Annotated in this window: 14 protein-coding genes; 9 read left to right on the top strand and 5 right to left on the bottom strand. The window is 67.9% G+C overall.

Annotated features, from left to right (window positions below):
* Positions 1-13: 13 nt before the first annotated feature.
* Complete coding sequence (locus tag ACFYP5_RS17315; RefSeq protein WP_389036257.1) at positions 14-172, top strand: hypothetical protein; 159 nt, start codon at positions 14-16, stop codon at positions 170-172.
* 97 nt (positions 173-269) lie between these two features.
* On the opposite strand, the gene hemE is transcribed toward ACFYP5_RS17315, so the two are convergent.
* The gene (gene hemE, locus ACFYP5_RS17310; protein ID WP_389036255.1) at positions 270-1,343 is read right to left on the bottom strand and encodes a uroporphyrinogen decarboxylase; all 1,074 of its coding nucleotides are present in this window, start codon (positions 1,341-1,343) and stop codon (positions 270-272) included.
* Between the two features lie 92 nt (positions 1,344-1,435).
* Here hemE and ACFYP5_RS17305 point away from each other — a divergent pair, with 92 nt between their 5' ends.
* The 6 genes from ACFYP5_RS17305 (at position 1,436) to ACFYP5_RS17280 (ending at position 9,116) form a co-directional block, all read left to right on the top strand.
* Positions 1,436-2,095 carry a DUF3000 domain-containing protein gene (locus tag ACFYP5_RS17305; RefSeq protein ID WP_030917737.1) on the top strand — a complete coding sequence of 220 codons (660 nt, stop codon included), beginning with the start codon at positions 1,436-1,438 and terminating at the stop codon, positions 2,093-2,095.
* A 259-nt stretch (positions 2,096-2,354) separates the two neighbouring features.
* On the top strand, positions 2,355-3,017 hold the full coding sequence (locus tag ACFYP5_RS17300; protein ID WP_024488613.1) for a response regulator transcription factor: 663 nt from the start codon (positions 2,355-2,357) through the stop codon (positions 3,015-3,017).
* Positions 3,018-3,134: 117 nt separating this feature from the next.
* On the top strand, positions 3,135-4,412 hold the full coding sequence (locus ACFYP5_RS17295) for an HRDC domain-containing protein (RefSeq protein ID WP_389036252.1): 1,278 nt from the start codon (positions 3,135-3,137) through the stop codon (positions 4,410-4,412).
* Positions 4,413-4,706: 294 nt separating this feature from the next.
* Positions 4,707-5,927 carry a thiolase family protein gene (locus tag ACFYP5_RS17290; RefSeq protein WP_389036250.1) on the top strand — a complete coding sequence of 407 codons (1,221 nt, stop codon included), beginning with the start codon at positions 4,707-4,709 and terminating at the stop codon, positions 5,925-5,927.
* A complete protein-coding gene (locus ACFYP5_RS17285) occupies positions 5,924-8,053 on the top strand; it encodes a 3-hydroxyacyl-CoA dehydrogenase NAD-binding domain-containing protein (protein ID WP_389036247.1) in 2,130 nt (709 codons plus the stop codon). The genes ACFYP5_RS17290 and ACFYP5_RS17285 overlap by 4 nt, the downstream gene beginning before the upstream one ends.
* A 139-nt stretch (positions 8,054-8,192) precedes the next feature.
* Complete coding sequence (locus ACFYP5_RS17280) at positions 8,193-9,116, top strand: endonuclease/exonuclease/phosphatase family protein (RefSeq protein ID WP_389036244.1); 924 nt, start codon at positions 8,193-8,195, stop codon at positions 9,114-9,116.
* Between the two features lie 31 nt (positions 9,117-9,147).
* Here the strand turns inward: ACFYP5_RS17280 and ACFYP5_RS17275 are convergent, their stop codons facing one another.
* The 4 genes from ACFYP5_RS17275 to ACFYP5_RS17260 form a co-directional block, all read right to left on the bottom strand.
* Positions 9,148-10,656, bottom strand: a complete 1,509-nt coding sequence (locus tag ACFYP5_RS17275; protein ID WP_389036241.1) for a hypothetical protein — start codon at positions 10,654-10,656, stop codon at positions 9,148-9,150.
* A gap of 82 nt (positions 10,657-10,738) precedes the next feature.
* Positions 10,739-12,208, bottom strand: a complete 1,470-nt coding sequence (locus ACFYP5_RS17270) for an Ig-like domain-containing protein (protein WP_389036239.1) — start codon at positions 12,206-12,208, stop codon at positions 10,739-10,741.
* Positions 12,201-15,992, bottom strand: a complete 3,792-nt coding sequence (locus ACFYP5_RS17265; RefSeq protein WP_389036236.1) for a CDP-glycerol glycerophosphotransferase family protein — start codon at positions 15,990-15,992, stop codon at positions 12,201-12,203. Before ACFYP5_RS17265 ends, ACFYP5_RS17270 begins: the two co-directional genes overlap by 8 nt.
* A gap of 325 nt (positions 15,993-16,317) precedes the next feature.
* Positions 16,318-17,301 carry a hypothetical protein gene (locus ACFYP5_RS17260; protein ID WP_389036233.1) on the bottom strand — a complete coding sequence of 328 codons (984 nt, stop codon included), beginning with the start codon at positions 17,299-17,301 and terminating at the stop codon, positions 16,318-16,320.
* 395 nt (positions 17,302-17,696) lie between these two features.
* Between ACFYP5_RS17260 and ACFYP5_RS17255 the strand changes: the two genes are divergently transcribed.
* The gene (locus tag ACFYP5_RS17255) at positions 17,697-18,797 is read left to right on the top strand and encodes an LCP family protein (RefSeq protein WP_389036231.1); all 1,101 of its coding nucleotides are present in this window, start codon (positions 17,697-17,699) and stop codon (positions 18,795-18,797) included.
* A 38-nt stretch (positions 18,798-18,835) separates the two neighbouring features.
* Entirely contained in the window at positions 18,836-19,243 is a 408-nt protein-coding gene (locus ACFYP5_RS17250; protein ID WP_389036228.1) for an NTP pyrophosphohydrolase, read from the top strand.
* Position 19,244 lies beyond the last annotated feature (1 nt).

The following is a 19,244-nucleotide window of genomic DNA, read 5'->3' as shown; positions in this document are numbered from 1 at the left end:
CGACGGCATGGACATGAGTGGGATCCTGCTGTCGGCCGTGGTGGCGGTCGGCGCGCCGACCATCGGCAGCGGCCGGCCGGACCGGCGCCCGCGTCCCCCGCAGTCCGGGCGGACCTACCCGGACTTCGGGGACTTGCGGACACCGGCCGCCGGCTGCGGCAACCCCGGCTGAGCGGCATGCTGGAGTGCCGTGTCTGTCACCGCATCCGGTCCCCGGGGGCCGGGCCGTACGGGCGCCCCGAGGCCGGTAGGACCGTACGGAACAGCCCTCAGCGAGCGGTCTGCGTGTGTACGTACTCGACGAGCCGCGTCAGCGCGTCCGGGTCGGTCGTCGGCATCACACCGTGGCCCAGGTTGAAGACATGGCCCTCCAGACCGGCGGCCGCGTCCAGCACCTCGCGCGCCTTCGCCTCCACCGTCGCCGTCGACGCGAACAGCACCGCCGGGTCGAGGTTGCCCTGAAGTGCCTTGCCGGGTCCGACCCGGCGCGCACCCTCGTCCATCGGGACCCGCCAGTCGACGCCGACGACATCCGCGCCCGCCTCGCCCATCAGCCCGAGCAGTTCGCCGGTGCCGACACCGAAATGGATGCGCGGGACACCGTACGGGGCGACGGCGTCGAAGACCTTCGCGGAGGCAGGCATCACGGATCGGCGGTAGTCGGCGGGGGCGAGCGCACCGACCCAGGAGTCGAAGAGCTGCACGGCCGAGGCGCCCGCCTCGATCTGTACCTTGAGGAACGCGCCGGTGATCTCGGCCAGCCGGTCGAGGAGGTCGGCCCAGAGCTCCGGCTCGCCGTACATCATGGCCTTGGTGCGCTCGTGGTTGCGGGACGGACCGCCCTCCACGAGATAGCTCGCGAGAGTGAACGGCGCACCGGCGAATCCGATGAGCGGCGTCGGGCCGAGCTCGGCGGTGAGCATGCCGACGGCTTCGGTGACGTAGTGGACGTCCTCCGGCGTGAGGTCGCGCAGCCGGGCGAGATCGGCGCGGGTCCGGATCGGGTCGGCGATGACCGGGCCGACACCGGGCTTGATGTCGAGGTCGATCCCGATGGCCTTGAGCGGGACGACGATGTCGCTGTAGTAGATCGCCGCGTCGACCTTGTGGCGGCGGACGGGCTGCAGTGTGATCTCGGTGACCAGCTCCGGCATCGTGCAGGAGTCGAGCATGGCGATGCCCTCGCGCACCTTGAGGTACTCGGGCAGCGACCGCCCTGCCTGACGCATGAACCAGACCGGCGTGTGGGGCACCGGCTCGCGGCGGCATGCCTTCAGGAACGCCGACTCATGGGTGGCGGAGGTCTTCGTCTGCTGGCCCGAGGGGCGATCGTTGGCACTCACGCACAGAATCTTCGCACGAAGCGGTGAGGAGCCGGGTCCGCGCCGGGTGTCCCTCCCTGCACGAGGCTCCGGTTCCGCCTACTCTTCCCCGCATGGCTCCGGCTCAGGGACAATTCTCCGAACAATCCGATGGCGCTGACAGCAAGGACAGTGCGGAGGGCAGTTCCGTCCCGCCCGCGTTCCGGTCGGCGGTGGAGGCCTTGCGCTCGGCGCGGCTCCGCCCCGAGCTGGAAGTGGAGCCGACTCGGCCGCCTCAGCGTCTCGCTCCGTACGCGTACGCCGTGGAGGCGGCGGTCGTCGACGGCGAGGACGATCTCGCGGACGGCCGCCTTGTGCTGCTCCACGACCCGGCCGGGCACGAGGCGTGGCACGGCACGTTCCGTCTGGTGACGCTGGTCCGCGCCGAGCTGGAGCCGGAGATGGCTTCCGACCCGCTGCTGCCGGAGGTGTGCTGGTCCTGGCTGACCGGTGCGCTGGAGGCGCGCGGTCTGTCGTACGGAGAGGCGGGCGGCACCGTCACCCGGGCAGGTTCCCACTACTTCGGCGCGCTGTCCGAGCGGCGCCCCGCGACGCAGATCGAGATCCGGGCGTCCTGGACCCCACGCGAGGGGCGAGGTGGAGCACCGGACACGGCGGCACATCTGGTGGCGTGGGGGGATCTGCTGTGCCAGATCGCCGGCCTGCCGCCGTCGGGCCCGGCCGACGCGGCGGTGGTGACGCTGCCTCAGCGGCGCGGTCCGCAGGTTCCGTAGCCGGCCGTTCCGCCGCTACACCTTTTGGCGCACGCCGAAACATATCGGCATCAATCCGTCACAGGTTTCACTCGATTGCCGGGATTCTTTTCGTACAATCGATCGCCCGTCCGATTTGCCCGAATTGTTACTCACTAAATCGTGATCTTCCTCTAAAGGAGGACGGGTCTGCTGCCGAAGAGGTCAATGACCCTTCAAGCACGGTTCGCCCCGGCTTCATCCCCGAGCCGGCCCGTCCCGCCACTCCCCAGGAGGCCTGGTGTCCGTTCTCCTCGAGCAGCCCGCAAGCCTGGTCGCCTACCGCCCGAACAAGCCGACGGCCATGGTCGTCGTGGCCGACCCGCGCGTCCGTTCCACCGTCACCCGCCATCTGTGGGCACTCGGAGTACGTGACGTCATCGAGGCGTCGTCCATCGCGGAGGCCCGTCCCCGCGTCGGCAACCCGCGCGACATCTGTGTTGCCGACGTCCATCTGCCCGACGGTTCCGGGCTGACCCTGCTGTCCGAAACCCGAGCCGCCGGCTGGCCGAACGGCCTCGCCCTCTCCGCCGCCGATGACATCGGCGCCGTACGCAATGCCCTCGCGGGCGGCGTGAAGGGCTATGTCGTCACCGGCACACGTACCAATATCGGCCACCCCACCCGCCCCGGCGTCGCTCCCATCGGCGCCAATGCCGCCCGTATGCACCGCCGGCCCCCCGGCACCCCGAGCCACCCGGGCGGCTACCGCGAACTGTCCGGCCGCGAGGTGGAGGTCCTCCGGCTGGTCGCCGAAGGACAGTCCAACAAGGCCATCGGTGTCTCCATGGGGCTGTCCGCCCTGACCGTGAAGAGCCACCTCGCCCGCATCGCCCGCAAGCTCGGCACCGGAGACCGCGCCGGAATGGTCGCCGTGGCCCTGCGCACGGGCATCATCCACTGACCTGCACGCCCCGGCCGGCCGACAGAACGTTGCGGACCGGCTGGTTTACATTCATCGGCGCCCGTCGACGGAACGTTCCGTCGACGGGCGCCGTGCATACACAGATACCCTTGACACGTGACCGACGCCCAAGAGACCGCAGCAGACACTTCACTGCGAACCACCGGGGGCGCTCCCCCGGACGACGTCGCCCCGGCGCCGATCCCCTTGCTCGAACCTCGCGAGGGCATTCCCCCGGTGGTGGCCTCCGACGACGCCCTCGCCCGGGTGGTCGCGGCTTTCGCCGCGGGCACCGGCCCCGTCGCCGTCGATGCCGAGCGCGCATCCGGCTACCGCTACGGACAGCGCGCCTACCTCGTACAGCTGCGGCGCGACGGCGCGGGCAGCGCCCTGATCGACCCGGTCGGCTGCCCGGACCTGACGTCGCTCGGCGAGGCGCTGCGCGGCAGCGAGTGGATCCTGCACGCCGCCACCCAGGACCTGCCCTGCCTGCGCGAAATAGGGATGCTTCCCACCGAACTCTTCGACACGGAGCTCGCCGGACGGCTGGCGGGCTTCCCGCGCGTCGGCCTCGGCGCGATGGTCGAGAACGTGCTCGGCTACGCGCTGGAGAAGGGGCACTCCGCGGTCGACTGGTCCACCCGCCCGCTGCCCGACCCCTGGCTGCGCTACGCCGCGCTCGATGTCGAGCTGCTGATCGATCTGCGCAACGCCCTGGAGGAGGAGCTCGACCGGCAGGGCAAGCTGGAGTGGGCGCAGGAGGAGTTCAACGCGATCGCCTCGGCCCCGCCCGCTCCCCCGCGCAAGGACCCGTGGCGCCGCACGTCCGGCATGCACAAGGTGCGCCGTCGTCGTCAGATGGCGGTCGTACGGGAGCTGTGGAACGCTCGTGACCAGGTCGCACAGCGCCGGGACATCTCGCCCGGCAAGGTCCTCGGCGACGGCGCGATCATCGAGGCGGCCCTCTCCCTCCCGCCGAACATCCAGACGCTGACCACCCTGCCGGGCTTCGGCCACCGCATGGGCCGGCGTCAGCTGGAACAGTGGCAGGCAGCCATCGACCGGGCCAAGGCGCTCCCCGAGTCCGAGCTCCCGCAGCCCGGCCAGCCCCTGCTGGGCCCGCCGCCGCCGCGTTCCTGGGCGGACAAGGATCCGGCGGCCGCTGCCCGGCTCTCGGCGGCCCGCGCCGCGGTGTCGGAGCTGGCCGAACGGCTGCACATGCCTCAGGAGAACCTGATCACGCCGGACACCGTCCGCCGGGTCTGCTGGGAGCCGCCGAAGAACCCGACGCCGAACGCGGTCGAGGACGCACTCACCATGTACGGGGCCAGGCGCTGGCAGATCGAACAGGTCGCACCGCTCCTGCTGCGCGCCCTGACGTCGGCGACGGCCTGACCCCCTCGCCCCCCCTTTCCGCACGAATTCGCCTGGACGACGCTCCGCGGCGTCGTGCGACGAAAACGCCCCCGGCCGACCGGCCGGGGGCGTTTTCGTCAGCCGGGGTGCGGCCGCGGGGCGGTCGGGGGCGATCGGAATCACGCCAGCTTGTCCCCGCCCCGGCATGTGACGTTCGCCGCTCCCGCCGTGGGGGGTGGGCAGTCTGGTTACCCGCAAGTAGCATGATGGTGGCGGCGCGCTTCCGGGCGTGCCGCGCAGCAGTGCCATCCCGCACCCTGGAGGAGAGCCATCGTGCCTCGTACCATCCGGGACGTCGTCTTCGTCGACGGCGTCCGCACCCCGTTCGGCAAAGCGGGCCCGAAGGGCATCTACCACGAGACCCGCGCCGACGATCTCGTCGTGAAGGCCATCCGGGAGCTGCTGCGCCGCAACCCGGACCTGGACCCGGCCCGTATCGACGAGGTCGCCATCGCCGCGACCACCCAGATCGGCGACCAGGGTCTGACGCTGGGCCGGACCGCCGGAATCCTGGCCGGTCTGCCGCAGTCCGTCCCCGGATACTCCATCGACCGCATGTGTGCGGGCGCCCTGACCGCCGTCACGTCGACGGCCGGCTCCATCGCCTTCGGCGCGTACGACGTCGTCGTCGCCGGCGGTGTCGAGCACATGGGCCGCCACCCGATGGGCGAGGGCGTGGACCCGAACCCGCGCTTCGTATCGGAGAAGCTGGTCGACGAGTCCGCCCTGTTCATGGGCATGACCGCGGAGAACCTGCACGACCGGTATCCGCAGATCACCAAGCTCCGCGCCGACGAGTACGCGGTCCGTTCGCAGGAGAAGGCCGCCAAGGCGTACGCCAACGGCAAGATCCAGCAGGACCTGGTGCCGGTCTCCGTGCGCCGCACCAACGCCGAGGCCGGCGAGACGGGCTGGGGCCTGGTCACCGCCGACGAGCCGATGCGTCCGGGCACCACGCTGGAGTCCCTGGCCGGTCTGAAGACCCCGTTCCGCCCCCACGGCCGCGTCACCGCCGGCAACGCCGCGGGTCTCAACGACGGCGCCACCGCCTCCCTGCTCGCCGCCGAGGACGTTGCCCGCGAGCTCGGCCTCCCGGTCAAGATGCGCCTCGTCTCGTACGCCTTCGCCGGCGTCGAGCCCGAGGTCATGGGGTACGGCCCGATCCCGTCGACGGAGAAGGCCCTCGCCAAGGCCGGTCTGTCGATCGGTGACATCGGCCTGTTCGAGATCAACGAGGCTTTCGCCGTCCAGGTGCTCGCCTTCCTCGACCACTACGGCATCGCCGACGACGACGCGCGCGTCAACCAGTACGGCGGCGCCATCGCGTACGGTCACCCGCTGGCCTCGTCCGGTGTGCGTCTGATGACGCAGCTGGCCCGTCAGTTCGAGGAGCAGCCGCAGGTCCGCTACGGCCTGACCACCATGTGCGTCGGCTTCGGCATGGGCGCGACGGTCATCTGGGAGAACCCGAACTTCGACGGAGGCAGCAAGTGAGCTCCACCACTGAGCTTCTGAAGGGCGCAGCCGAGCTGTTCCCGGGCGAGGTCGTCACGCAGGCGCACGTGCGCCACCTCGACCTGCCGGCGGGCGCGGGCAGGTTCGCCCTCATCACGCTGGACAACGGCCTGGACCACACCAAGCCGACCACCTTCGGACCGCAGTCGCTGGCGAACCTGAACGCCGCCATCGACCAGGTCGAGAAGGAGGCCGCCGAGGGTGCGATCGTCGGTATCGGCATCACCGGCAAGCCGTTCATCTTCGCGGTCGGCGCCGACCTCAAGGGCGTCGAGCTGCTGAAGAAGCACGACGACGCGCTCGCCATCGGCAAGGGCGGCCACGACGTCTTCCGTCGCCTCTCCGGCCTCGCGGTCCCGACGTTCGCGTACTACAACGGCGCGGCGATGGGCGGCGGTGTCGAGGTCGGTCTGCACTGCTCGTACCGCACCGTCTCCAAGGCGCTGCCCGCGTTCTCGCTGCCCGAGGTCTTCCTCGGTCTGGTCCCCGGCTGGGGCGGCTGCGCCCTGCTGCCGAACCTGATCGGCGCGGACCGCGCGGTCTCGGTGATCATCGAGAACTCGCTCAACCAGAACCGTCAGCTCAAGGGCAAGCAGGTCTTCGAGCTCGGGATCGCCGATGCCCTCTTCGAAGGCGCGGACTTCCTGGAGCAGTCGCTGATCTGGACCGCGAACGTGCTGAACGGCGCGGTCACGGTGGAGCGCCCCGAGGTCGACCGCGGTGACGCCTGGGACCAGGCCGTCGCCCGTGGCAAGGCCATCGCCGACTCCAAGGTGCACGGCGCCGCCCCGGCCGCGTACCGCGCGCTGGACATCATCGCCGCGGCGAAGGACGGCGACCTGAGCGCCGGCTTCGAGGCCGAGGACCAGGCCCTCGCGGACCTGATCATGGGCGGCGAGCTGCGCTCCGGGATCTACGCCTTCAACCTGGTCCAGAAGCGCGCCAAGCGCCCGGCCGGTGCCCCGGACAAGAGCCTGGCCCGCCCGGTCACCAAGGTCGGCGTCGTCGGCGCCGGTCTGATGGCCTCGCAGCTGGCGCTGCTCTTCCTGCGTCGCCTGGAGGTGCCGGTCGTCCTGACCGACATCGACCAGGAGCGCGTCGACAAGGGTGTGGGCTACGTCCACGCCGAGATCGAGAAGCTGCTGGGCAAGGGCCGGATCAACCAGGACAAGGCCAACCGCCTCAAGGCCCTGGTCTCCGGTGTGCTGGACAAGGCCGAGGGCTTCTCCGACGCCGACTTCATCATCGAGGCCGTCTTCGAGGAGATCGGCGTCAAGCAGCAGGTGTTCGCGGAGGTCGAGGCGGTCGCCCCGGCGCACGCGATCCTCGCCACCAACACCTCGTCCCTCTCGGTCACCGAGATGGCGTCGAAGCTGCAGCACCCCGAGCGGGTCGTCGGCTTCCACTTCTTCAACCCGGTCGCGATCCTCCCGCTGCTGGAGATCGTGCGCGGCGAGAAGACCGACGACGCCTCGCTGGCCACGGCGTTCGGTGTGGCGCGGAAGCTGAAGAAGACCGCGGTGCTGGTGAAGGACGCCCCGGCGTTCGTCGTCAACCGCATCCTCACCCGCTTCATGGGCGAGATCCAGAACGTCATCGACGAGGGCACCCCGGTCGAGGTCGCCGAGAAGGCCATCGAGCCCCTCGGTCTGCCGATGTCCCCGCTGGTCCTCCTCGAGCTGGTCGGCCCGGCCATCGGTCTGCACGTCTCCGAGACCCTGAACCGCGCCTTCCCGGAGCGTTTCACCGTCTCCGAGAACCTGGCCGCGGTGGTCAAGGCCGGCAAGCGCGGCTTCTACGTGTACGACTCCGGCAAGCCGGAGCTCGACCCGGAGGTCGCCGCTCTCCTCAAGCAGGGCGATGTCGTCCTGTCCGAGGAGCAGGTCCGCGACCGCGTCCTGGACGCGGTGGCGCAGGAGATCGGTCTGATGCTGGACGAGGGCGTCGTCGCCGAGGCCCAGGACATCGACCTCTGCCTGATCACCGGTGCGGGCTGGCCCTTCCACCTGGGCGGCATCACGCCGTACCTGGACCGTGAGGGCGTCTCGGAGCGGGTCAACGGCAAGCAGTTCCTGGCGCAGGGCGTGGCGAGCGTCCCGGCGTAAGTCGGCAGGCCTGCCGATGTGAGAGGCCGGTCGTAGGACAGGACGGACCGTGCGGGATCATGTCCCGTACGGTCCGTCCGCATTCGGGCCGGCGAAGAGTCCGGGCGGGAAGAATCCGGGCAGAGGGAGAGGCCGCGTCATGCCGCGTCGTCCCGGGATGCTGACGAAGGTATCCGCCGCGGTACCGCGCTCGCGGACCCCCTGGCTGACTCTGGCGGTCGCGGCTCTGGTCGCTCTCGTCGTGGTCACGCTGTCCGGCCGGCCCGGCGCGACTCACGCGCCCCTGACGGACGCCGTACCGGGAGATCTGCGGATCGCGACCTGGAACATGTGCGACGTACGGCAATGGAACTGCCAGGACACCGGGAGCAGTCGGCAGAAACTCCAGGCGCTGAAGCGGCTGGCCACTGTCGACGGCGCGCAGGTGATCATGCTCCAGGAGGTCTGCGCCGGGGACCTCGCCTCGGCGCGGAAGGAACTGGGCAACGGTTGGCGCAGCACCTTCCGGGCGTACGCCGACCGCGACGCCCGTGGGCGGCAGACCAAGGTCCGGTGCGCGGAGCAGCGTCAAGGACAGGCGGGCTTCGCGATCCTCGCCTCGTCGCCGCTCTCCCATGTCTCGGTGGTGCCCTCGCGGCAACCGGCCGTCGGACTGCGCAGGGGCATCCTCTGCGCCTCGCTCGCCTCCCACGGCGTCCGGGTGTGCAATGCACACCTGACTCTGCCCGGCGGCGACCGGGCGCATCCGGACTGGGAATACCGTGACGACCAGCTGTCGTCGCTGGTGGGCGCGGCGAACGCGCGCACGGTGTTCGGCGGGGATCTGAACAGTGCGCCGCCCTCGGCCGGCAGCCAGGACAGCTGGATCTGGCCGTACGACATGTACCGCAGCTACCGGGAGTGCGACCAGGATTCGGCCTCCTCACGCAGCGGCCGAGCCACTCATCTCACCGGTCACAAGGTGGACTACCTGTTCACGGCACTGCCGAGAACGCATTGCTCTGTGCGGGCGACTGCGGCATCGGACCACCTGGCGCTCGTCATGGCGGTCAGAGCCGGCTGACGAGAAGGCCGGTCCCCCTGCGGGCACGGCGTCAGTAGCCGGGACCCAGGTGCTGCGCCGGAGCCGGCGAGGCGTAGGCGTTCACCACACTGAAGGTGACCGCGCTCCGCTGGGACCTGTTGCCGCCCATGTCCACCGCATGGCACTCCACGGTGTGCGGCCCCTCGGTCCAGGACCAGCCCGACTCCCACGACCAGCTGCTGTCCGGGGCCACCGGTGCCATGCCGAGCGGTATGCCCTCCTCCACGAACTCCACGTGCGCCGCGCCCGACGCATACCCCATGAGTCCGATGACCGGGCCCGGCACCTGCTGACCCGGAGCCGGTACCGAGATGACAGGGGCCGGGGCCGAAGGGCCGACCGTCTGCTGCACCAGCAGCTGTCCGCCGGACACCGCGTTCGGGTCCGGGGACAGGGAGCCCTGCGTCTGGACGGTGAAGGCGACCTCGGTCGCGGGTGAGGCGAACCCGGTGGTGTCCACCGCGAAGATGCGGACGACATGCTGCCCCTTGGACCAAGGCCTACCCAGCTCCCAGGACCAACTGCCTTCGGGCGCGGCCTTGGGCGAGCCCAGGAACTTTCCGTGCTCCCAGATACTCACCCGCACAGCGCCCGGTGCGGAACCGGTGAATCCGACCGTAGGCGTATGGACCTGCTGGCCGGGCGACGGAGCGAAGACCATCGGGGCAGGGAACGACGAGCGCACCTGTGCTGTCGCCTTCAGGTAGCCGTCGATGGCGGATCTGTCGGCGTCGGGCTGCTCGCGGCCGTTACCGACGAAGCCGAGGCGCGGTGCCATGCCGTCGATGAGGAAGTTGATGAGTCCCATGAGCATGGGCACGTTTCTCCTGGTCACCTGGGTGTGATCGGAGATGAAGGGAGAGTCGCTGAAGATGAAGTTGAAGTTCTCGTAGCCGTTGAAGAGGCCGAGGAACGGCTCCACCTGCACCGGGTACTGCTCGTCCTGCGGCGACGAGAGCACGTAGATGTTGGCCCCTCGGTTCGCCCCGGCGCGGACCAGGTCGGGGATCGCATTGTCGAGGACGCGAATGTTGGGCTCCGTGACCTGGCCCATCATGAACTCCGCGACCGACGGGTGCTTCTCCAGATAGGTGCCGATCATGAACTGCGGGACGATCGAAACAATGTTCCGGAAGCCGTACTTCAGGCCGAAGTAGAGCGCCGCGCTGCCACCCTTGGAGCCCCCCCACATGGTGCACTGGTCCGGGGTGAGTCCCAGCGAGTTCATCACATTGGATATGAGGGTGATGACGGACCGCTCCAGTTCGAAGTCCATCCCCTTGCACAGGTAGTAGCTGTTCTTGCCGTCGAACTGGTCACGGATCCACAGGATGTTGGACCGGAGGTTGTCGAAGACCCCGTTCGACCACCCGTAGTCGTCGGGCGCGGCAAAGTTGGCGAAGACGACCACCAGGTGCTGGTTGCCCTTCTTCGCATGGGCGAACCTGTACTGAACCGGGTACTTTCCGGAGGCTTCGATGCCACTGTGCGGGGCGCCGCCGGAAGGTGCGTTGGACATGGTTCGGGAACTCCGATCTTGTGGGGGTCCTCACACGGCCTCGGCGCGCTCGGCACGCCTTCGCACGGTGCGGACGGCGGCGTCAGTAACGCGGCTCGACGTACGAGGCGTTCGCCGGCACCGCGAACGCGTTCACCACGGTGAAGGCGAGCAGGCTCCGCGGGGACTCGTTGCCGGCCGCATCCACTGCAACGTACTCGACATTGTGCGGGCCCTCCGGCCAGGCCCATCGGGCCTCCCAGGACCAGCTTCCGTCAGACCTGACCGCCGCCGCACCCAGATGGGTGCCGTTCTCGCGGAAGGACACCTGAGCTGCTCCCTGCGCGTACCCCATGAATCCCACCGCCGCGCCCACCACCTGCTGGTGGGCCACCGGAGCGGTCACGACCGGTACGGCCGGCAGAATCGGTGTCGGCGCAAAAGCCGGGTCCAGTGCGGTGAAGACTACTTCGGTGCGTGCGCTGTGGAACTTGTTGGCGTCCACTGCGAAGAGCCTGATGACGTGCTTCCCCCTGGCCCAGGTCTTCTCCGGAGCCCAGCTCCAGCTGCCGTCGGGGAGCACCTGCGGCGAGCCGAGGTACTTGCCGTTCTCCCACATGCTGACGCGTACGGCACCCGGGGCACTCCCGACGAAACGGACGGCGTTTCCCGGCAGCTCCTGATGAGGTACCGGCGTCGAGACCACGGGCGCGGCGAACGTATCGCCGCGCATCTGCGAGGTGGACGAGAGATAGGCGTCGATGGCGGACGTGTCGCGCTCCGGCTGCTCCTGGCCGTTGCTGACCACACCTATGCGGGGAGTGATTCCGTCGACGAGGAGATTCAAGAGCCCCATCATGGTCGGGAGATTCCGCAGGGTGACTTTCCCGTGACTCGCGATCAAGGGAGAGTCGTTGTAGACGAAATTGAAGTTCGTGTACCCCTGGAACAGCCCGAGGAAGGGTTCGACATGGCGTGTGTACTGCTCGTCCTGAGGTGACGAGATCAGATAGACGTTGGCATCGCGATACGTCCCCGCCCGCACCACGTCGGGGAGCACGGAGTCGAGGATGTGCACCTTCTCGTCCGTCACTTCGCCCATCATCAACCGGGCCGCACCCGGCATCGATTCCTTGACGAAGGTGCCGATCCTGAACTGGGGCACACTCGCCACCACGTTCCGGAAGCCGTACTTCAATCCGAAGTACAGCGCTGCTGTGCCGCCCTTCGAGCTGCCGAACATGGTGCAGTCGTCCGGTGTCAGAGCAAGTGCGTTCATTACGCGCGAAATGAGTTCGATGACGGACCTCTCCAGCGAGAAGTCCATCCCCTTGCACAGGTAGTAGCTGTTCTGGCCGTCGAACTGGTCTCGGATCCACAGGATGTTGGCGCGGGTCTTGTCGAGCACCCCGTTCGCCCATCCCCATTCACCGGGTGCATTGAGGTTGGCGAAAACGACGACCAGATGCCGGTTTCCGTTCTTCGCGTGGGAGAACCTGTACTCGAGGGGAACGGACCCGGAGGCTTCGACACCGCTGAACACGGCACGCCCGTTCGGGGCTGCGTTAGACATGTACGGAATCCACTTCCTGCCTGTGCGGCTCGGCTGTAGCCCTGCTCATCAGCTGCCGGGGCACAACGGCGCGGCCGCCGAGGGCCCGCTCCCTCGCCTGGGCGGAGTTGTAGCCGGAGCTGTACGGCGTCACCGTTCCGACGGCCGGCGCCATCGCCTGCGCCGCGTCCAGATCCCCACCGGCGACCAGGATCCGGTCGGCGAGTCTGGCCGAGGCGTAGCCGTCGTCCAGGTCGCAGAACTCCTCCTGGAACCATTGATAGCGGTCCGCGTAGTCCTCCTGGATCCGGTCGATGTCCCGGATCGCCGATATCAGTTCGGGGGATTCGAAGACCAGTGGCCCCGGGGCGCTCTCCTCGAAGTCGAAATAGAAACCACGCAGCGTGTCTCGGTAGTGGTCCAGGTCGTAGGTGAAGAACAGGATCGGGCGCCCGGTGTTGACGAAGTCGAACATCAGGGACGAGTAATCAGTGATCATCACATCGGCTATGAGTGAGAGATCGGCCATATCCGGATAGTCGGAGACGTCGTAGACGAAGCCGTCCCCCGCGCCCGGAACCGGGTCCACCACATTCGGATGACGACGCACCATCAGCACATGGTCAGCACCGAGCCGCTCCCGCGCGTCGTCGAGATCGATACGGAAATCGAACTTGTACTTCCCGGGTGCGTAGAACTGGTCGTCGCGCCAGGTGGGGGCATACATGATGACGCGCTTGCCCGGAGGCAGCCCGATGCGCCGCCGGATCTCCATCGCCTTGCGGCCCGTGTCGTGACGCCTCAGGATGTCGTTGCGCGGGTAGCCGCACTCGACCATTTCTCCGGGAAACCTGAAGGCCCTCTTGAGGATCGGAGTGGAGAAGCTGTTGGGCGATACGAGCATGTCCCAGTTCTGGACTTCTTTCTCCACCCGCTCCAGATACCGCTGGTCCGCGAAGTGCACCGATTCGATGTCATGGCCGATGCGCTTGAGCGGCGTTCCGTGCCAGGTCTGGACGACAACCTGCTCCGGACGCTTCTGGAACCAGTCCGGGAGGTGGTTGTTGGCGACCACGTAGCGCGAAGTCGCCAGCGCCTCGTACCACTCCGGTGACCACATGCGCACAGGCCTGGCGGTCGGAGGCACCTCGACCTGGTCGTCGCGCACCACCCAGAGGTGCTCCAGCGCGACCCCGCGCCGGACCATCTCCTCGTGCACCGCCCGGGGGCTGTCCGAGTACTGCGTTCCCTTGAAGGCGTCGAAGAGCACGGCCGGTCGAATGTCCTGACGCCGAGCCTGTGGGTATGCCCTGGTTCGCAGCAACTTCTGCCGGTACGGGCCTCGAGCCTCCTCAGGCATCGCGGACTGCACGAGCATCGAGAGCCTGTCGTACGCCTCGGCCTGGAGTTCGTACCCTCGGTCGCCACGCTCCATGTTCTGGGGCATGGAAGCGATGAGCTCCTGCTCGATCTTGATCATGAGGTCCGGGGAGCGGTCGTCCGGGGCTACGACGGAGGGGTCCTGACGGCGCAGGAAGAAATCCCAGCGTCCCGCGGCGAGAGGGATGTCGCCGGCCAGCGTCCTCATCGCGGCGGGGGTGAGGACACAGCGGAACCTCTTTCCGTCCCACTGGATGGGCACGGCCCGTTCGGCGCCATGAGCACGGGAGCGGACGACCACGTGGGCGGCGACCCGCTCGGCGGGACCGAGCAGGTCGGCACAGGAGTAGCCGCAGATGAGCTCCAGCGCGCCGTCCTCGAGCCAGGCGCCGTCCGAAAGGAGGGGCAGGGCAGCGCGTTCGAACAGCACCACATAACCCGAGCCGTTCCGGTGAACGACGATCTCGCGGTCGCCATCGTCCGTCTGCAGAGATGCCGGCATGCGGTAGTGGCCGTCCTGGGCCTCCTCGGCCATCACCGGGTAGAGCGGCGCCTTGCGCCCCTCCACGTGCACGGTGACCTTCCAGCCGTTGCTGCCCATGGTCCACGCCTGCGGTACCGCCTCGCCTGTGGCCCGCGAGCCGGGCACCACATCGGCCAGTGGGACACGGGTGACGAACGTGCACCAGCCGTCGCCGCCGGGCTGGAAGCTCAGCCATGAATCATGGCGGCCCGCACCATTCATGCTGGTGACACGGAACTTGCCCCACTCGGGAATCTTCGGACCGAGATAGACGCCGCCGATCTCCAGATACTCGCCGACCACGCGGTGCCTCGTGATGCGGCACCGGACGACCTCCACCCTGAGCTTCAGACTGCCCTGCACGAACAGCGGGATGATACGGGTGTTCTTGTCGACATACCGGTACGGCGGATTGGCTGCCGTACCGGAGCCACCGCGGCCGATGCTCTTGTAACGGAACAGCCCGCGGCTGAACACACCGGCTGCGACATCCCAGGTTCCCTCGACCCACTCACCCTTCTTCTTCAGCCGCGTGGTGTCGAAGCGGCTCTCGAAGCCCGCCCAGTCGTAGCAGTAGCGGTTCTGGTTGGAATGCTCGGTCGCCTGGGGGTAATACGTCGTTTTGGCCAGATTGACGAGGGTGCTTCCGGTCTTCTTGTTGCGCAGCGCCAGCATTTTCGTGGACATGTGCCGCTTGTGCACATTGATGAAACGCACATAGGCGGATCCGGTCAGCGTCAGCCACTCGCCGTTCCACTGCACCCCGGTGGCCGAGCTGTGGGGCGACAACTCCTTGTCGAGTCGGTAGTCGCGCTTGTAGAGACCCGTCTTGCGGTTGCCCAGATGCGGATAGTTCAGGTACCGGTGCAGTCGGCGGCGTACCGGAAGCGGTCCGCCCTTGCGCTCGAACTCGATGACGTCGAGCAGTTCATCGAGCTGACCCTGGTGGACGAGGAGCCACTTGACACGCGCGTCCGCGGGGAGCTCTTCGATGATGTCCTCGTCCGCCTCGCTCAGGAACTCCTGGGCCCAGTGCATGAAGGCATCGCGATATTCCTCGTCGGCGTCGGGAAGCACCTTCAGATGGAGCATGAGGTCCGACTTGAGGCAGGCGAGGTCGTACTTGCGCTTGTGGTCCCTGAACGACCGTGACCGATGCTGACCGAGGAAGCGACTCACGGACTGCACGGCGGCGACCCGGTCGCGCAGATTGCTGAGCTCGGTGTGCCGCTGGGTGATCGAAGGGGCGGCTCCGCCTTCCCGGCGGCGCCAGAAGTACACGATGTCGGTGATGACATCGACCTTCTGGGCCCGGAAATGGGCGAACATGTTCACCCAGGAGTCCTCGTACATGACTCCTTCGGGGAACTGAATGAAGTGATAGTCCCAGAAGGAGCGGCGGAACACCTTGTTCCAGACGGTTCGGTCGTAGATCAGCGCCTCGAACCGGGTGATGTGAGTTCCACGGCGGTCGCGCTGCATCGGCCCCTTGTGAAGAGGGGACTGCCACTTCGCGGTGGAGTTCATCATCTGGACGTTGCCCGAAACAAAATCCGAACCGGACTCCGAGAGAGTACGGATGAGCAACTCATAGGCGTATTCCGGAATGACGTCGTCACCATCGGCGAAGACCAGGAACTCACCTGCCTGATGCATGGCGCGAAGACCTGTATTGCGAGCATGGCCGGGGCCGTGCGACTCCTGCCGTATCAGCCGGAAGCGGGGGTCCCGTGCACAGAAGTCCTGAGCGATCTGGGTGGAGTGATCGGTCGAGCCGTCATCAACCATGATGACTTCGAACTCGCGGAACGTCTGGCGCGCGATGGACTCCAGGCACTCGGCAAGGTAGATCTCAACATCCTGAAACGGGACGATGACACTCAGTCGCGGCCCGTCGGCCATGCTTCACACTCCAGTTCACGGCAGCGGAACGCGCCTGCGCCACCGCCAACATCCAACTCTGCGCACCGCCTTCGCCGAGCCATGGGGGCCCAGGGTCGGACCAAACCGACCACTGGTCGCTCAACTCTTGAAACTGTTGCGTCAGACGCAAATCTTAAGTGAACATTAAAGGATGTCAACGTGCAGGTTCCGTGAGGGCCCACGAAACACTCTGGACACCCGAGAGTGATTGAAGTCATGGCACTCGCCGTACAACCCTTACGGGGTGTCATGAATGCGTCGGAGATTCCCTACTGAGCGTGAAAGAGAGTCCGGTCGGCTCTTCTCAGAGGGTCTGCCACTCGGCGAGCGTCAGTCCCGGACCGTCCGTCTGCCGGGCCACTCGAGGTTCACCACTCTCGTCGATCACGGCCACGACCACCCTGCCGAAGACGTCCTCGGCCAGCGCGGGGGTGCCAGAACAGGACATTCCGGTGTCCGACCACCACATCCCGTTGCTCTCGCCCTCAGTCACTCCCACACCGATGACGGCTGTGCCGTTCGCCCCTCGGTGAGCCAGCAAGGTGCAGTCGTAGCCGTCCACGAACGCGCGCGCCGTCGAGTGGGGTCCGTCGCCCGGAGCCCCGCCGAGCGGCATCGGCCACCCTCCGGCCCGGTACGCCACCACACCGAGGCCTGCGGGATCGGTCCAGTAGTAGGTGGCCCGGTCGGGGCCCGTCTCCAGACCGGCCGCCGTACCGGGGCACACCGCGAAGCGTGAGGGCTGCGCGTCGCCCCACGGCCCGGCGGGCTTCTGCTGGCTCCAGTGCGCCGTACCGAGCTGCGTCGACGCGAAGATCTCGACGCGATCCGTGGAGAGGGCGACGATCGCCGGAGCGGATTCGATGCCGCTGCCCCCGAGGTCCTCCCACGCGCGCCATTTACCGTCGGGCTGCTCACGGCGGAGAGCAAGACCACCGCGAGCGCTCGGCAGACAGATGTGCACTACACCCGACGACGTCACCACACCGACCGGCACTCCGATCGCACGCGCAGACTCCGCGTCCTTGTGGGGGTTGCCGAGGGAACGCCATTGCGAGATCGGGCGGCCCGTCTGGTACTGGATGGCGTACATGATGTCGGCCACAGCAGATTTGCCGGCGGCACCTCGCTCACGGCGGGCGATGAAATGCACATAGCCGTTGCTGTCCTGCACGAGACACAGATGGGTCAGATGCGGCGCCGCGAAGAACTCGGGGCGGCTCCACCGCGGACCACCGGACCGCTCCTCGGTCCATCGCTGCAGACCACCCTGAGCCGTGGCGTACACAGTGAGTCGGCCGTCCTTGCCCCGGGTGAGCCATACGCCCTGAAGCGCATGAGAGCCTGCGGAAGCCTTTGAAGTCTCACGAGTGCCGTGCTCCAGCATGGTTCTGCAGCCACCTTCCAGAACTGACATCCGACGACTCGCGCAGTATTTCGAATCTGCCACATCCTAAACCCCCGCATCGGAGGGCGTTCCAAGGCTCTGGCCTGTCGCAACGACGCGTCTCCGCACTTCCGGAAGTCGCCGGTCCGCCACGCACAGGTTCGCGTCACTCGTACGCACGTCCGATGGACTGTCTATAGTGCACATTCATCAGGAAAAGACGGACCGGCTCCTCCCCCCACCCGAGTCCACCCAACCCAGCCCTTCCGGGCGACGAGACAAGGGACTCGAGCAGGATGAGCCACGACGGCATGCCCCCGGGCCCGCGCGCCTCCCGACGAGCAGCAACTTCGCAGCGGGGTCGCAAGAAGGACCGAAAGCGCCGCCGGGGTCTGAAGATCACCCTCAGTGTCGTGCTCGTCCTGCTCCTCGCCGCCGGTGGCACCTTCTGGTGGCTTTACAGCAGCCTCGACGGGAACATCAAGGGCGTCGACATCAACAAGGCGCTGGGGGACGACCGCCCGGAGAAGCTGCCCACCAGCGGTCAGAATCTGCTGGTGCTCGGCTCCGACTCACGGGCCGGTGCCGAGAACAAGGAGCTGGGGGGCGGCGGCAGCGTCAGCGGCGCCCGGTCCGACACCGCGATGGTGGTGCACATACCCGAGGGCCGGCAGCAGGCCGTCGCCGTGTCCATTCCGCGCGACACCCTCGTCACCCGGCCCGAGTGCACCAAGGCCGACGGCTCGACGACGCCGTCCGCGAACCGCGTGATGTTCAACTCCGTCTACTCGCAGATCGGTCCGGCCTGCGTGGTCAAGACCGTCGAGAAGATGTCCGGGGTCCGGATCGACCACTACCTGGAGATCAACTTCGCCGGGTTCAAGGATCTGGTGGATGCCATCGGCGGAGTCACGGTCGATGTCCCTCAGGACATCCACGACACGTCGTCCGGTCTCGACCTCACGGCAGGCCCGCACAAGCTCGACGGCACCCAGTCCCTCGCGTACGTCCGTACCCGGCACGGCATCGGCGACGGCAGCGACCTGGGCCGCATCGGGCTCCAGCAGCAGTTCCTCCTCGCGCTGCTGAGTGAGGTCAAGTCGCAGGATCTGCTGGGCAGTCCGACGAACTCGTACAAGATCGCCAACTCGGCCACCAAGTCGCTGACCACCGACTCCGGGCTCGCCTCACTGAAGTCCCTTGCGGAGTTCGCCCGGTCGATGAACGGCGTGGACCCGAGCGCGATGGAAACGATCATGCTTCCGGTCGCGTACGACAAGCAGGACCCCAACCGGGTGGTGGCGGCGCAGCCGCAGGCCGGTGACCTCTGGAAGGCGATCCGCAAGGACGGCACGATCCCGGAGTCGGCGAAGAAGTCCCCCGCCACCGGCGGCTGACGGGCCGTGCGGCGGCCGGTGCATGCCACCATTTTGGGATGCAGACCGAACGGACCCTGGTGATCGTGGACGCGGCCAATGTGGTCGGGTCGGTGCCGGACGGCTGGTGGCGGGACCGGCTCGGGGCGACCGAACGGCTGCGGGATTCCCTGGTCCCGTTCGCCGCGGCCGGTCTGCCCGGGCACCCCGGACCCGTCGAGTTGGTGCTGGTCGTCGAGGGCGCGGCCCGTGGCATCGTGTCGGTGCCGGGGGTACGGGTGGAGTCCGCGCCCGGCAGTGGGGACGACCGGATCGTCGACCTCGTCGTCGCCGAGGCGGCTCCGGCCGCGAACCGCGACTGTGTCGTGGTGACGGCCGACCGGGAGCTGCGGCAGCGGGTGGAGGCGTACGGGGCGCAATGCGCGGGCCCCCGTGCCGTACGGCCGCTGCCGCCTCGCAAGGACTGAC

The organism is Streptomyces sp. NPDC005262 (genome assembly GCF_042872425.1).
Lineage (GTDB): Bacteria > Actinomycetota > Actinomycetes > Streptomycetales > Streptomycetaceae > Streptomyces.
The sequence above is the reverse complement of the archived record's forward strand: the minus strand, read 5'-3'. Positions and strand labels throughout refer to the sequence as shown.

What these genes read in the sequence shown, in the direction of transcription:
- ACFYP5_RS17250 (WP_389036228.1), top strand. Translation starts at nt 18,836, where the DNA reads ATGCAGACCGAACGGACCCTGGTGATCGTGGACGCGGCCAATGTGGTC.
- ACFYP5_RS17265 (WP_389036236.1), bottom strand. Translation starts at nt 15,992, where the DNA reads ATGGCCGACGGGCCGCGACTGAGTGTCATCGTCCCGTTTCAGGATGTT.
- ACFYP5_RS17305 (WP_030917737.1), top strand. Translation starts at nt 1,436, where the DNA reads ATGGCTCCGGCTCAGGGACAATTCTCCGAACAATCCGATGGCGCTGAC.
- ACFYP5_RS17255 (WP_389036231.1), top strand. Translation starts at nt 17,697, where the DNA reads ATGAGCCACGACGGCATGCCCCCGGGCCCGCGCGCCTCCCGACGAGCA.
- ACFYP5_RS17280 (WP_389036244.1), top strand. Translation starts at nt 8,193, where the DNA reads ATGCCGCGTCGTCCCGGGATGCTGACGAAGGTATCCGCCGCGGTACCG.
- ACFYP5_RS17315 (WP_389036257.1), top strand. Translation starts at nt 14, where the DNA reads ATGAGTGGGATCCTGCTGTCGGCCGTGGTGGCGGTCGGCGCGCCGACC.
- ACFYP5_RS17275 (WP_389036241.1), bottom strand. Translation starts at nt 10,656, where the DNA reads ATGTCCAACGCACCTTCCGGCGGCGCCCCGCACAGTGGCATCGAAGCC.
- ACFYP5_RS17270 (WP_389036239.1), bottom strand. Translation starts at nt 12,208, where the DNA reads ATGTCTAACGCAGCCCCGAACGGGCGTGCCGTGTTCAGCGGTGTCGAA.